The following is a 14,233-nucleotide window of genomic DNA, read 5'->3' as shown; positions in this document are numbered from 1 at the left end:
CAATTGCGTCCTTTGCGTTTCTAAACCAGCCAGGTTTCCAGGTTCTTGACCGGCTCCTTGCGGCCCGCCGCCTGCAGCCCCTTGAGGCAGCGGATCACGAACCAGATGGCCGTCAGGAACATCAGGACAAAACCGACGAGGATGAAGGTCGTTGCCATGCTGATGAATCCATAAAGGAGACCCATCCAGAATGTGCGGATCGCATAGGTATAGAGATTGTCGATCCACGGCTCCGACGCATTGCCGCGGTTCATGTAGGCCATGACCATGCCGATGATGAGGGTGAAGACGGTGACGAGGCTTACGAGATACAAAATGAAGACGAGCTGGACGTTTTTCTGGCCGGGCTCGATCCAGCTTTCCGCCTCCGCCTGCAAGTCGTCGGGCTGCTGATCGCTCATGTTGTTACCTCCTGAGGTTGCGTGTTGCGCGGACACCCTATCACAGCTCCGCTGACAAGCGGCCCGGATTGAGGACGGACTCAGGGTCAAATTGATCTTTCAGACGGCGAGAAAGGGCACCAAGCGCCGGTTCCTTCGGCTCAAACACCGGAATCTGGTTGCGAACGGCGCCGCTCGCGCGAATCAGCGTCGCATGTCCGCCGCCGAGTGCTTTGATCCCGCGGCGAATAAGATCGTCTTCAGCGTCCGCCTCCATGCGTAACCAGACGAGCCCGCCCTGCCAGTCGTAGAACGCGTCGACGCCGGTCTGCAACCTCAAGCCCGCCACGAGCTGATGGCCGGCGCCCGGTGCCATTGAAAGCCGCCAGACAGGCTTCTGTGTTCCGTCGCAAAACGGTGCAACATCGCGGATTTCGCGCCACAGGGTTCGGCTTTCTTCAACTTCAAGACGCTGGCAGGCACCATATCGGCTGAACGCCTTGTGGAGATTGGAGAGCCGGTAGTCGACCGATTGCGCAAAGCCCTCGATGCGCAATACCGATGCCGCGCCTTCCGGAAGCGCACCGCCGATGAACTTTGCGCGCACGCTTTCGGGCAGATGGGCAGCGGAGGACACTTCCGCGCTGGAGCCCATGGCCTCGGCCATGATGTGTGCCGCTTCTGCATCGTTGAGGCCACTGACGACAAGCGTTGCCTCGGTTTCGGCTCGCGGCAGCACCTTGAACGTGACCTCAGTGAAGGCGGCCAGCGTTCCCCAGGAACCGGACAGGCCGCGCGACAGGTCATAGCCGGTGACGTTCTTGACCACCCGGCCACCCGATTTGATGATTTCGCCCCTTCCCGTAACGGCGCGAATGCCGAGGACATGGTCTCGTGCCGCACCGGCCTTCAGCCGCCGTGGGCCCGACTGATTGGTTGCCAGCACCGCCCCGATCGTGCCGCGGCCGCAATCATCGCTGCCAAGCAGCGCGCGGTAATCCATCGGCTCGAACTGCAGTTCCTGATTGTTTTGGGCAAGCAGCGCCTCTATCTCGTCAAGCGCCGTTCCCGCCCGGGCGGTGAGCACAAGCTCTTCCGGTTCGTAGAGCGTTACGCCTGTCAGACGCGACAGGTCGATGCTGTGCGCGACCTGCAAAGGCCGGCCGATCGCCCGCTTCGAACCATGACCGTAAATTTCAACCGGCGCATGTTCGGAAACGGCCCACTGCAACGCTTCGAGCACCTGCTCTTCGCTTTCAGGCGTGAATATTTCGCTTTTCAAGGCTTCGGTCATGGGTTTCGCCAATCAGAACCGCGGAATGTCGGGAAAGGGAATCTTCCCGCGAGAGATGTGCATGCGCCCCATTTCGGCGCAGCGGCGAAGTTCGGGAAACACCTTGCCGGGATTGAGCAGGTGCTGCTCATCAAAGGCGCATTTGATGCGGATCTGCTGATCGAGGTCATTTTGATTGAACATGGCCGGCATCAGATCGCGTTTTTCGACGCCAACGCCGTGTTCGCCGGTCAACACGCCGCCGACCTCGACGCATAGCCGCAAAATGTCGTTGCCGAAATCCTCCGCCTTTTCCAGTTCACCCGGATTGTTGGCATTATAAAGGATGAGCGGATGGAGATTGCCGTCCCCGGCATGGAAGACATTGGCGACGGCAAGGCCGTGTTTTTCCGACAGGTCCCGCATCCCGGCAAGCACCTCGGGAAGCTTCTTCCTCGGGATCGTTCCGTCCATGCAGTAATAGTCAGGCGAAATGCGGCCGACGGCCGGAAAGGCTGCCTTGCGGCCCGCCCAGAATGTCTGCCGCTCTTCCTCGCTCGTTGAAACGCGCGACATGGTGGCGCCGTTTTTGCCGGCGATTTCCTCAACCCGGCTGATCAGAAAATCCACTTCGGCCTCCGGCCCATCCAGTTCGACGATCAGCAGCGCCTCGACATCGAGCGGGTAACCGGCGTGCACGAAATCCTCCGCCGCCTTGATTGAAAGCCGGTCCATCATCTCGATGCCGCCCGGAATAATGCCGGCGCCGATGATGTCAGCAACGCATTGACCGGCTTCCTCATTGGAGGGAAATCCAACGAGCATTGCCCGCGCCGTTTCCGGCTTTTGCAGGATGCGGACCGTGACTTCGGTGACTACCCCCAACAGGCCCTCGGACCCGGTCATCAGGCCGAGAAAATCATAGTCTGAGCTGTCGAGATGACGGCCACCGAGCCGGATCACCTCGCCGGTGATCAGCACCATCTGCAGGCCAAGCACATTGTTGGTCGTCAGACCGTATTTAAGGCAATGAACGCCGCCGGCATTCTCAGCGACATTGCCGCCGATCGAACAGGCAATCTGTGAGGACGGGTCGGGCGCGTAGTAAAAGCCCTGGCTTGCTACGGCGTCGGTGACACCAAGATTGGTTACACCCGGCTGGACCACCGCAACACGGTTCGGATAATCGATATCGAGCACCTTGTTAAATCGGGACATGACAAGAAGTACGGCATCCTCTAACGGCAGCGCCCCGCCCGAAAGCGATGTGCCGGAGCCGCGCGGCACCACGCGGATATTGTTTTTATGGCAGTATTTGAGAATCCGCGAGACCTCTTGCACGGTCTGCGGCAACACGACGACAAGCGGCAGCTGCCGATAGGCCGTCAAGCCGTCGGTCTCGAATGCCCGCATCTCGTTGGTGGCGTCCACCACGCCCTCACCCGGCACGATATCCCTTAAATCACCAACGATCTGCGCGCGGTGTTTGAGCACATCGGCATGCGGTTCCGGCATTTTCGGAGACGTCATCGGCTTCTCCCACTCTTCACGCGCACAGTAATGGTCAATTTTTTTTACCAGTCAAGGCCCGTATCGATAATTTCCGTTACATGACAGGTGTCTTACAGTAAACAGGCTACGCCTGAACCTATCAAAGCCGACTGTGGAGACCACCCGCCAGTGAACAAATTCGACGATCTCGAGGTTTTTGCCCAGGTGGTCGCTTCGGGAAGCCTGTCGGCGGCCGGCCGGGAACTGGGACTTTCCCCGGCGGTGGTCTCAAAGCGGCTGCGGCGGCTCGAGGACAGGATCGGAACGCGGCTCATTCAGCGCACGACACGGCAGATCTCGCTAACAGAGGCCGGCCAAGGTTACTATGAGCGTATTGTCGCGGTGCTTGCCGGCATCGAAGAGGCCGAGGCTTTTGTTTCCAGGCGTTCGCAACAGGCACGCGGTGTTTTGAAAGTGTCGGCGCCGACCTCGTTTGGGCGCATGCATATCGCGCCGCATCTGAAGGCCTTCATGGGCGCCAATCCTGATCTCTCCGTCAACCTGGCGCTGACCGACAGTTTTGTCGACATCGTTGCAGAAGGCTTTGACGTGGCAATCCGCATCGCCGAGCTTTCCGATTCAAGTCTCGTTGCCCGCAGGCTTGCTCCGGTGCGGCGAATTCTTTGCGCGACGCCCGCCTATGTCGAGGCACGCGGCATGCCGGAAACGATAGAGGATCTGGACGACCATATCTGCCTGCCGCCGCACAACAACGAACCGTGGAAACTGGAAGGGCCGGACGGCACGCTGATCTACCGGCCGACCGGGCCGCTGCACACCAATTCCAGTGAGGTCATCCGCGAATGCGTGATTACCGGCTTCGGCATTGCGCTGCGCTCGACCTGGGATATTTCCAAGGAACTGAAAGAGGGAAAACTGGTGCAGGTGCTGCCGTCCTATCGCGGCTCGCGCAATGTCGCGGTTTATGCGGTTTATGCCAGCAGGCGCTTCCTGCCGACCAAGGTGCGGGTTTTCGTCGACTATATGTCCGAGCTATTCGGGCCGCGCCCCTATTGGGAGAAATAGGCTTGAAGCGCATTGGGCGCTGTCACCAAAATCCGGGAACCTATTGCTCAAACGCGATACCATCAAAATACTCAAGTATCGCCTGGATAGATCCATATCCAACCGCACTTTTTCTGATGTGTATGCCTGCCCGCCTTTGTGGCAAGCCGTTAAGGTTCGGCCGTATGACCAAGCCCTCGCTTTCGATCCTGCGTGCCAGCTGGAGCGGTGCAGACATCACGAAATTTCCCTGCCGAACGAGTTGAAGGCCGGTGGCGAATGAGGTCGTGCGCACGTCGATCGTCGGTGCGATCGCGGCTTTTGGAACGCAGTATTTTCGGATTGTCCGCTCTGTTTCGGGATCATCCGCAAAGATCACCCAATTGTAGTCTGTGAGGTCTGATGTATCGATCCGGTCACGCTTTGCATTGGGATCATCGGTCCGGATGACAATGCCGTGCTCCACATTGGTGACGTATCTTACAAAAATCGTGTTGTCCAAATGCTCTTTCGGGATGATGCCCAGATAAACATCCAGTTCGCCCTCGCTCAGCAATTGGCCGATCGGATATTTGTTGTCTGTGGTGAGTTCCAGTTTCAGATTCGGATATTGCGATTTGAGCTCAGCAAATAGTCCGGCCACATAGTTTAGATGGAAAAGCGGCCCGGCGCCGACACGCAAGACCGACAGGCCGGCAGATGCAATCGCCGCTATTTCTTCCCGGCATTGCCTGTATTCGGATTCTATCCGTTTGGCTCTGTCGAAAAAGACTTTGCCGATCGCGGTCAAGGTCATGCCGCGGCGATGCCGATGAAACAGTTCAGCGCCGTGTTCTTCCTCAAGATTTGCGATGCGTTTGGTCACTGAAGGCTGGGTCAGCCCCAACTGGTCCGATGCATCGGTCAATGTCCTTGTTCGGGCGACGGCCAGAAACGCGGCAAGATTTTTGTCCATCAGATATTCTTTTTACGAATGGAAACTGTGAATAAATCGATTTTACAGAATAGTTGAAAGTGATCAAGGTAGCCCGACGTATCAGATGCGGATCACCCGTGTGGAGGACATGTATGAGAACCGTCTTCGTTTTGTTCGACTCGCTCAATCGCCTGGCGCTCGGCGCCTATGGCGGCACTGCGATAGCGACGCCGAACTTCGACCGGTTCTCTGAAAAAGCCGTAACATTCGACAAGCACTATGTGGGCAGCCTGCCCTGCATGCCGGCTCGGCGGGACATGCACACGGGCCGGCTGAATTTCATGCATCGGCACTGGGGACCGCTTGAACCGTTTGACGAGTCCTTCGCCCGCATTCTCAGCAAGAACGGGGTTTATTCGCACCTGATTTCCGATCATCTGCACTATTTCGAAAACGGCGGCTGGGGATACGCGACGGCTTTCGACAGCTGGGATTACATCAGGGGACAGGAATACGACGCGGTCAAGGCGCTCGTGGCACCGCCATTGGAGCGCTACAGGGAAAAATTCGACGCCCGGCACTATCCTCTGGACAGTCTTGAGAACAGCAAGGCGATCACGCGCGAAACTTCTGACAAAACCGCGTGGAAGAGATCCCGCGCTGCAATCACCCGCGATTATTTAAAAGACGAGGCGGATTTCCCGACCGCCAAATGCTTTGCTTCGGCGTTCGAGTTCCTGGATCTGAATGCTGATACGGACAATTGGTTCATGCAACTCGAATGCTTCGATCCGCATGAACCGTTTGTGGCGCCAGAGCGTTTCCGCGATGCCTACAGCAGCGGCTACAACGGCAAGATCCTCGACTGGCCGATGTACGAAAAGACGGTCGAGTCCGATCAGGAGATCGCCGAGATCCGCGGCAATTATGCGGCGCTGGTCGCCATGTGCGATGAGTATTTCGGCAGGCTTCTCGACCATTTTGATGCCTGCAACCTTTGGGAAGACACCTGTCTGGTGCTGACGACCGATCACGGCTTTCTGCTCTCGGAACACGAGTGGTGGGGCAAAAACCGCATGCCCTACTATGAAGAGATCTCCCATATTCCGCTGATGATCTGGCACCCGGATCACGCATCCGAATGCGGCAAGCGGCAGGCCAATCTCACTCAGACGCCGGATCTCATGCCGACTTTTCTGGATTTTCACGGATGCAAGGCTCCACCGAGCGTAACCGGCGCATCCCTCGTATCGCTTCTGGACGGGGATGCGCCGGTGCACGAATCGATCGTTCTCGGCATGTTTGCGGGGCCGGTGTGTGTCAATGACGGGCGCTACAGTTACTTCCTCTATCCGGAGGATCTATCGGGCGAAAACCTGAACCTTTACACCTTGATGCCCGCCCACATGACCACCCATTTCGAAATCAGTGAACTGCAGACGGCTGAACTGTCCGCCCCGTTTGATTTCACCAAGGGGGCGCCTTTGATGAAAATCCGCCTCGACCCCAGCAACACGCAGCTTGGCAATGACAACCATACGCTGGAGGATATCGGCACAGCGCTCTACGATCTTGATGCTGACCCCGGCCAGGAAAATCCGCTTGTAGATACACAGACCGCAGACCGGCTAGCGCAGATGATTGCCGGCCATTTTGCGCGACACGACGCGCCCCCCGAACTCTACGCCCATTTCGGGCTTGAGGAATTCCAACTCAACCATACTGCAGCAAACCGGCAGGAGACCGGTTAGCAGCCAAGGAGGATACTATGACGATTATGCATTCACTAAAATCAGCTTTGGCGGCGATTGCCGTCATGACCGTGTCATCGGGGGCGGCCCTTGCACAGTTTCCGGAGCGGACGATCGAGCTGATCCATCCGTGGGGTCCGGGCAACGCCATGTCGGTGAGCCAGGTCATTGCCAAGGCCATGGGCGAGGAACTCGGCGTATCCATGCCCGTCATTTCGACGCCGGGCGCCGCCGGCACAAAGGGGCAGAAAACCGCCATGTCGCGCCCGGCTGACGGCTACACGGTATTCGACGGATACGTGGCGCCGCTTGTGCTGCAGCCCGTGCTGGGCAATGCGGACTGGGTCTACAGCGATTTCAAACCGCTGCACGCCGCCGTCTCCAACGCCTTTGCAATCGGCGGGCGCCCGAACGAGACACGCTGGTCCAATTTCGAAGAAATGATGGCCTATGGCAAAGAGCATCCCGGCGAATTGCGCTATTCGTCCGGGTCCCGCAACAACCTGCCCCACATGGTGATCGCCAAGGTTCTGCAATCCTACGGCGTTGTTGCGCAAAACGTGCCGTATACTCAAGACGGCAACGCGGTAAAGGACCTGAAATCCGGTGTCCTGGACTTCTCGTTCATCAATGTCGGCAACTTCATTCAGGACAAGGAAAACATCAATATCATGCTTGTCCTTTCCGAGTTGCCGGGAGCGAAAGCGTCCTATGACGGCGCACCCAGCATTACGGATTTGAGCATTGATCTTGGCCTGTCCGGACTGGCGCCGATGGGCTGGACGTGGTGGATTGTCCACAAGGACACGCCGGATGATGTCACCGATAAGCTGCGCGCGGCCATGACCGCAGCGATGAAACGTCCGGAAGTTCGCGAGGCGATCGAGAAGGTCGGTTTCGTGCCGCTCGACTGGGATCACACCGATTACGACACGGTGGTTGGCCCTGTTGCCGATCAGCTCGGCGCCATGGGCAATGCGCTCAAATGGGAAGAAGAAGAGCTGAAGAAGCTGAAATAGAAAGCGGTGACCGCGATGATTACTCCCAAACAGATCAGCTGGCTCATCACCGCCTTTTTTGTCCTGGTCATCGCGGTCGTCTTTCAGCAGATACATACATCCATGACGGAGCAAGGGATCGCCAGCGGCGGTCCCTACGACAATGCGGCCGCCTATCCGAGGGCCGTTGCCGTCGCCATCGGCGTGCTGGTTTTCATTCAGGTGCTGATCGACAATTTCGGCTCCGGCCGAACGGTCAGAGAACATCTGCGCACGGAAGAAGGCACCGGCACGGAGTTGAGCCTGTTGAAGCGCCCGACGCTTTTGCTGGTGATATTTGCCATCTATCTGGGTGCCCTCAACACGCTAGGCTATCACCTTTCAACGGCGCCGATGATCTTCGCGATCATGTGGTGCTGCGGCTCGCGTCAGGCCCTCAGGCTCGTGCTGGTTGCCCTGGTGATGTCCTTTGTCTTTGCCTACATTTTCGAAAAGTTCCTCAACGTTGTCCTGCCCGGCGGGATCTTTGCCCTGAATATTCCCTGGTAGGCTCACATGTTGGTTGAATCACTTGCTTCCGGATTTCATCTGTTCCTCACACCCGTCGCTATCGGCCTGACCTTCGTCGGCATACTGATCGGACTTCTGGTCGGCGCCCTGCCGGGTCTTGGTCCGCTGATGGGCATCATTCTGCTCCTGCCCGTCGCCATCGCCCTGCCGCCGGTTGCGGCAATGGGGTTCCTGATCGCCATTTTTGTCGGCGGCTCCTGCGGCGGCTCGATATCGGCCATCCTGCTGCGCATACCGGGCACGCCGCTGGCAGCCGCAACCCTGTTTGACGGCTATCCGATGGCGCAGAAAGGCCGTGCGTCCGACGCCATTGGCATCGCCATATCGGCTTCTGCCATCGGCGGGCTGTTTGGCGGCGTCGTTCTGATTTTCGCCTCGCCGCTTCTCGCCCGCTTTGCAAGCGGATTTGCACCCCCCGAATACGCTGTCCTTGCGATTACCGGACTGTTTGCCATCGCGGTAATTTCAGGCGGATCGCTGGTCAAGGGCCTGATATCGGGATGCTTCGGGCTATTGCTCGCAACCATCGGCACCGATGAATTTTCGACCGGCTACCGATTTACATTCGACAGCCATCACATGCTGAACGGCTTTCACATTGTCGCGGTCGTGGTGGGGCTGTTCGCCATCTCAGAGATGGCCTACCAGATCATGGGCAGGGATCTGTTGAAGATGCCGAACGTCAAGGTCGCCCGCCCGGGTCTTTACTCGATCGTGCTGACGCTGAAACACTGGAAGAACCTTCTGAGATCATCCGGTATCGGCGTCTTTTTCGGCGCGCTTCCGGGTGCGGGCGGGGTGATCAGTTCCTTTACTTCCTATGCCATTGCCAAAGCCTGGTCCAAGGAGGACGAAAAATATGGCGAGGGCGCGGAAGGCGGCGTTGTGGCGACCGAAAGCGCCAACAATGCCACTGTCGGCGGAACGCTGGTGCCTTCACTCGCCTTGGGCATTCCGGGCGATGCGTCTTCGGCCATGCTGCTCGGGGCACTGATCATACTGGGATTTGTGCCGGGTCCCATTCTGTTCGAGCAGCAGCCGGACATGGTGGGCGGTATTTTCCTGGTTTACATGGCGTCCAACATTTTTCTGCTGATTGCCGGCATCCTGATAACACCGCTCTTCGTATACGTCCTGCGTATCCCCAAACTCTACCTCATCCCGATCGTCCTGCTCCTGTGCTCAATCGGCACATTCGCGCTTCAGGCATCCGTCTTCGATCTGATGGTGATGCTCGGCTTCGGATTGGTCGGCATCCTGTTCCGCGCTGCCAATTATCCGCTTTCACCCATCGTCATCGGCCTGATCCTCGGTCCGATCCTGGAGAACAATCTGCGCCGCGCTTTGCTGATTTCGCGCGAAGGGTACTGGATTTTCCTCGAGCGCCCGGTATCGGCCACACTGGTTGCCATCAATGTGCTGTTGATCGTCGGGGCCGTTGTCTATGCGTTGCGAAACCGGCGCAAAACGGCCGTTGAGACGGAACAGAATACTGCGTGATATGAATTGGTGCGTGTGATTTCGATTTTATTGTGGGTGGAGGCCAACTTAGCCTTATCTTAACTGAACTTCCCAGCCAAGCTGGCGAGGCTGCCTGATACCAGTTAGCGGAGATCAATCACGCCTTGCTTACCGAAATTGCAAAGGACATCTGGATTGCCGAGGGCGAAATCGTCAACTTCTACGGCTTCGCCTACCCCACACGCAGCGTCATCGTGCGCCTGCCGAGCAACGGCTTATGGGTGTGGTCGCCGGTCCGCCTCACCGCTCAGCTTCAGTTCGCTATCGAACAGCTGGGCCATCCGAAACATCTGGTCAGTCCGAACAAAATCCATCACTTGTATCTTGGCGAATGGTCGACCGCATACCCTGGCGCGAAATTATGGGGACCGGCATCGACAATCCGAAAGCGATCTGACCTCACCTTCGAAAAGCCGCTTGAAGACGCGTGTCCTGCCGAGTGGGAAGGAGCATTTGATCAGGTCTGGTTTCGAGGATCACGGGTGATGGATGAGATCGTCTTCTTCCATCGCGGTTCCAGCACCGCAATTCTGGCCGATCTGTCGGAGAATTTCAGCGACGAGTTTATCCGGAACAACTGGATATGGTGGCAGCGCTGGATTGCTCCTATGTGGGGGATTGTCGAGGGTAAGGGATACGCACCGCTGGAATGGCGGTTGTCATTCTTCGACCGTGCCTCAACGCGAAACGCCGTCCAGCGCGTGCTTACCTGGAATCCTGAGCGCGTCATCATGGCTCACGGCGAGTGGCAAAGTTCGGAAGGCCGCCGGTTTCTCGAGAAGGCCTTCCACTGGACGAAAACACCCGCTTGAAAAACTTGGTTGATGACAATTCGAATGTTGAACGACCACTTTGCGGACATACCGACCAAGTTCAACCACAACGGATTTATGACCAACGACGCCTGGGGTGCGGACACTTTGTGCCAAGCGGCAAACTTCCGGCGCAGTTTCACAGCAGACGGATTGAATTGCGTGACGCCGCGCCAATATTCACCCATTGGCATTGAGCAAACTGCCAGTCAGTGCAAAGCTTAATTACCCAGGTGTCGTTTAAGGCCGCCAAGAAGGTAACCTGGGAATGAACCGTGTATAAGACTGGTGTTCATCGACCCTTTTGCAACACGATACAGAGAGACCGTGATTCAATCTTTTGCAAATATCCGCCCCGCATACAGCCGCGCTGAGCGGCTCAGCGATGGCGTCGTTCACCTTATCGGAGTCTCTTTGGCCCTGATTGGGGTGCCATTGTTGATTGTGCTCACGGTAGTCTTCCGTTCAGAGCCTGGTTCCGTTGTGGGGGTCTCGATCTATGGAGCGACACTGATCGCCATGCTTTCGTTTTCGGCGCTCTACAATATCGTCAACAGCGCAAGGTGGACCGGTCTGTTACGCCGTCTTGACCACTCGGCGATTTACATAAAAATTGCCGGAACCTACACACCCTTTGTGCTCGTGTCAGGCGTTCCGGCGACAGGGCTTCTGGCCGGCCTCTGGGGGGCCGCGACCGTTGGCTCGCTCCTGAAAATGCTCGCACCCGGCAGGTTCAGGTGGTTTGCGCTGGCGCTTTATCTCACTATGGGCTGGGCTGTTCTGCTCGCCGGCGGTCCGATCATTGCGGGGCTTCCGTCGGCGGTTTTGTTGCCGGTCATTGCCGGCGGCATCGTCTATACCGTGGGCGTGGGATTTCACCTGGCAGCGCGACTACCGTTCCACAACACGATTTGGCACGTCTTTGTGCTGATGGGCAGTGTGTTGTTTTTTATTGCTGTTGCTGTCTTGATCGCCAACTTGCCGATTAACGGCTAGCGTGTTCTCAGGGTCCAGTTCCGGGCCTTAGACCTTTTCGGTGTCGCTGTGGTGCTTGCGGATACGCCGGACCATCCACCAGATGATGAGGACAATCACCGGAACGGCAAGTCCCGTCGCAAGGCTCGGATTGACCGGAAGACCCGCATCCTTGGCCGCCTTGGCGATATAGCCGAAAAGACCCACTACATAATAGGAAACCGCAGCCACCGACAGGCCTTCGACCGTCTGCTGCAGGCGTAGTTGCAGCTTGGCGCGCCGATTCATCGATGTAAGCAGTTCGCTGTTTTGCCGCTGCAGTTCGAGATCGACCCAGCTTCGCAAAAGCGCGGTTGCTCGAGCCAGCTTGCGTGAAAGGCTTGCCTGGCGCTCCTCGATCGACCGGCAGGTGCGCATGGCCGGCGCGAGGCGGCGCTGCAGGAACGCGCCCCAGGTTCCGTAGCCGGCGGCGGCCTTTTCGTGCAGCGAGGCGATGCGTTCCTGGACGATGCCGTCATAGGCGCGGCTGGCACCGAAACGGTAAAGGCTGGCGGCGGCGCCCGCCTCGAGTTCGGCGGCAAGTGCCGTTATTTCGCCGAGCATCTCGTCGCTTCCGGTCTTTGCCTCCTGCCGCATGCGCTGGGTCACGACGGTCAGCCCGTCCTCGATGCGCCGCATCTGCGGCGACAGCGAATTGGCAAGCGGCAGGGCGAGCATTGCCAGCGTCCGATAGGTCTCGATCTCAATCAGCCGCTGGGCAAGTGCACCCACCCGGGCCGGCGTCAGCCCCTTTTCAAGCAGCAATATGCGGGTCAATCCATCCTTGTCCTGGCGAAAGTCGGTGACGGCCGCCGCGGCTCCACCGTCCAGCTCTGAGAAACACAGGCTCGTCGGATCGAAAGTGTCCACCGCCTTTTCGGCATCTTCGGTCCATTTGCGCACTTCCAGCCGGACGCCCGATATCAGGCTGCCGGGCGGGCTGAAGCCGTCGCCGAACGGATGATCGGTGATCGCCCCGCCAAAATCTTCAGGGGCCGCGCCCTCGTAGAAATAGGTCGAAAACTCTGTGTGCCGCTCCCAGCGCAGCGACCCGGTCCCCCAACTCATGACATAGTGGCGCGCGTCAGCCTGAGGCGCGGCAACGCCGCGCGCACGGCTCAGCTCCGCCAATACCGCATTGTCAACCGACGAGCCGCCGTCGGTCATGAAGGCGAGTTGGATGATCACGCGTGGCGATCTGATCAGCGGATAGGGCCTGGCATGGACCTCGCCCAGCGCCAACGGTCTATCCTTGGCGATCGGAAATCCGAAACTGCCTTTGGCCATGTTTATCCCCCGGGGCATATTTTCGCGTATTTATGCCGCATCGGCCCCAGCGGGCAAGGGCGATTGCGGCAATAAAGGCGACGGGGTGGCTTAGAAATGCGCACAAACGGTAAATTGCTGCTGTCGAACCGGCAAAACCCCACCACGACAACAAGTGGATATATTTATTGACCAATTTTACCGGCGCTTGTTAGCATCAGCGCAGCGGCCGGAAGACCGGTTCGTTTTGAAAGCGGCAGCCCTGAAAAAGGACAGACTTGAGCCCATGGCCAGTGACATATTTTCCAAGGTCGAACATGGCCGAACGGCGGACGAGGTCGTGCAGCAGGTGGAATCGCTCATCCTCGACGGTGTGTTGCGGGTCGGCGACCGCCTGCCGGGCGAGCGGGAGCTTGCGCGCCGCTTCGATGTTTCGCGCCCCATTCTAAGGGAAGCGCTTAAAACCCTGGAACAGCGCGGACTTTTAACCAGCCGGCATGGGGGCGGGACATTCATTGCCGATGTAATCGGCGAAATTTTCAGCCAGCCGGTTATGGATCTGATCGCCCGCCACAGGCGCGCAACATACGACTACCTGGAATACCGTCACGAGGTCGAGGGAATAACCGCAGCCTTTGCAGCCGAACGCGCAACAAAGGCCGACAAGGATCTGTTGCAAGGCATTGTCGAATCCATGCGCGAGGCCCATGCACAGGAGGATTTCGACCGGGAAGCGGCGCTTGATGTGGAATTTCACAGCGCCATCGGCGAAGCGGCCCACAATATTATCCTTCTGCATACGCTGCGATCCTGCTACCGGCTACTCAGCAACGGCGTCTTTTTCAACCGGGCACTGATCTACCAGTATTCGGGATCACGCGACCGGCTTCTCGAGCAACACATTGCTATATTCGAGGCCATTGCCGCCAGCAATCCGGACATGGCAAAACGCGCCGCCGAAAACCATATGGAATTCGTGGCCCGCACGCTTAAACAGGCCGAACGCGCCAATGACTGGGTGCGGGTAGCAAACCTTCGGCTGCAGCAGCGCGGGCAAAAGGGCGGCGGCAAAAAGCAAAAGACCGAATGAGTGCGCAAATCCTGCGGCCGGGTGCCGCGCATTTCCTGGTCGCTTTTTGGTGCCGGATCTGCGTTTAGTGTCCTGAGTATCTTTAT

At 58.0% G+C, this 14,233-nt stretch carries 13 protein-coding genes; 8 read left to right on the top strand and 5 right to left on the bottom strand.

Annotation, left to right across the window (positions count from 1 at the left end; all coding sequences use genetic code 11):
- Window positions 1-20: 20 nt before the first annotated feature.
- From ABVT35_RS01485 to ABVT35_RS01475, 3 genes are read right to left on the bottom strand one after another with little or no spacing between them, the layout of a single operon-like run.
- Window positions 21-401, bottom strand: coding sequence for a DUF4870 family protein (locus tag ABVT35_RS01485; protein ID WP_368464414.1), 381 nt, complete (start codon window positions 399-401; stop codon window positions 21-23).
- A 40-nt stretch (window positions 402-441) separates the two neighbouring features.
- Complete coding sequence (locus ABVT35_RS01480; protein ID WP_368464413.1) at window positions 442-1,674, bottom strand: FAD-binding protein; 1,233 nt, start codon at window positions 1,672-1,674, stop codon at window positions 442-444.
- Window positions 1,675-1,686: 12 nt separating this feature from the next.
- Complete coding sequence (locus ABVT35_RS01475) at window positions 1,687-3,183, bottom strand: FAD-linked oxidase C-terminal domain-containing protein (protein WP_368464411.1); 1,497 nt, start codon at window positions 3,181-3,183, stop codon at window positions 1,687-1,689.
- A gap of 150 nt (window positions 3,184-3,333) precedes the next feature.
- Here ABVT35_RS01475 and ABVT35_RS01470 point away from each other — a divergent pair, with 150 nt between their 5' ends.
- Window positions 3,334-4,230 (top strand): LysR family transcriptional regulator, encoded by an 897-nt coding sequence (locus ABVT35_RS01470; RefSeq protein WP_368464410.1) that lies wholly within the window; start codon window positions 3,334-3,336, stop codon window positions 4,228-4,230.
- A 40-nt stretch (window positions 4,231-4,270) separates the two neighbouring features.
- On the opposite strand, the gene ABVT35_RS01465 is transcribed toward ABVT35_RS01470, so the two are convergent.
- Window positions 4,271-5,164 (bottom strand): LysR family transcriptional regulator, encoded by an 894-nt coding sequence (locus ABVT35_RS01465; protein WP_368464408.1) that lies wholly within the window; start codon window positions 5,162-5,164, stop codon window positions 4,271-4,273.
- A 113-nt stretch (window positions 5,165-5,277) separates the two neighbouring features.
- Between ABVT35_RS01465 and ABVT35_RS01460 the strand changes: the two genes are divergently transcribed.
- The 6 genes from ABVT35_RS01460 to ABVT35_RS01435 all read left to right on the top strand — a co-directional run bounded on the left by ABVT35_RS01460 (window position 5,278) and on the right by ABVT35_RS01435 (window position 11,773).
- A complete protein-coding gene (locus ABVT35_RS01460; RefSeq protein ID WP_368464406.1) occupies window positions 5,278-6,876 on the top strand; it encodes a sulfatase in 1,599 nt (532 codons plus the stop codon).
- 17 nt (window positions 6,877-6,893) lie between these two features.
- On the top strand, window positions 6,894-7,895 hold the full coding sequence (locus ABVT35_RS01455; RefSeq protein WP_368464404.1) for a Bug family tripartite tricarboxylate transporter substrate binding protein: 1,002 nt from the start codon (window positions 6,894-6,896) through the stop codon (window positions 7,893-7,895).
- 15 nt (window positions 7,896-7,910) lie between these two features.
- Complete coding sequence (locus ABVT35_RS01450) at window positions 7,911-8,423, top strand: tripartite tricarboxylate transporter TctB family protein (RefSeq protein WP_368464402.1); 513 nt, start codon at window positions 7,911-7,913, stop codon at window positions 8,421-8,423.
- 6 nt (window positions 8,424-8,429) lie between these two features.
- Complete coding sequence (locus ABVT35_RS01445; RefSeq protein ID WP_368464400.1) at window positions 8,430-9,944, top strand: tripartite tricarboxylate transporter permease; 1,515 nt, start codon at window positions 8,430-8,432, stop codon at window positions 9,942-9,944.
- Between the two features lie 125 nt (window positions 9,945-10,069).
- Complete coding sequence (locus ABVT35_RS01440; protein ID WP_368464398.1) at window positions 10,070-10,777, top strand: DUF4336 domain-containing protein; 708 nt, start codon at window positions 10,070-10,072, stop codon at window positions 10,775-10,777.
- Between the two features lie 327 nt (window positions 10,778-11,104).
- Window positions 11,105-11,773, top strand: a complete 669-nt coding sequence (locus ABVT35_RS01435) for a hemolysin III family protein (RefSeq protein WP_368464397.1) — start codon at window positions 11,105-11,107, stop codon at window positions 11,771-11,773.
- Between the two features lie 27 nt (window positions 11,774-11,800).
- Here ABVT35_RS01435 and ABVT35_RS01430 read toward each other — a convergent pair whose 3' ends face one another.
- Window positions 11,801-13,078, bottom strand: a complete 1,278-nt coding sequence (locus ABVT35_RS01430) for a DUF3422 family protein (protein WP_368464396.1) — start codon at window positions 13,076-13,078, stop codon at window positions 11,801-11,803.
- Window positions 13,079-13,343: 265 nt separating this feature from the next.
- On the opposite strand from ABVT35_RS01430, the gene ABVT35_RS01425 reads away from it, so the two are divergent.
- Window positions 13,344-14,147 (top strand): FadR/GntR family transcriptional regulator, encoded by an 804-nt coding sequence (locus ABVT35_RS01425; protein ID WP_368464395.1) that lies wholly within the window; start codon window positions 13,344-13,346, stop codon window positions 14,145-14,147.
- The last annotated feature ends 86 nt before the right edge of the window (window positions 14,148-14,233 follow it).

This window comes from Hoeflea sp. TYP-13, assembly GCF_040932035.1.
In the GTDB taxonomy this organism is placed as follows: domain Bacteria; phylum Pseudomonadota; class Alphaproteobacteria; order Rhizobiales; family Rhizobiaceae; genus Hoeflea_A.
Note: the sequence above shows the minus strand (reverse complement) of the source record. Positions and strands in the feature narration are given on the sequence as shown.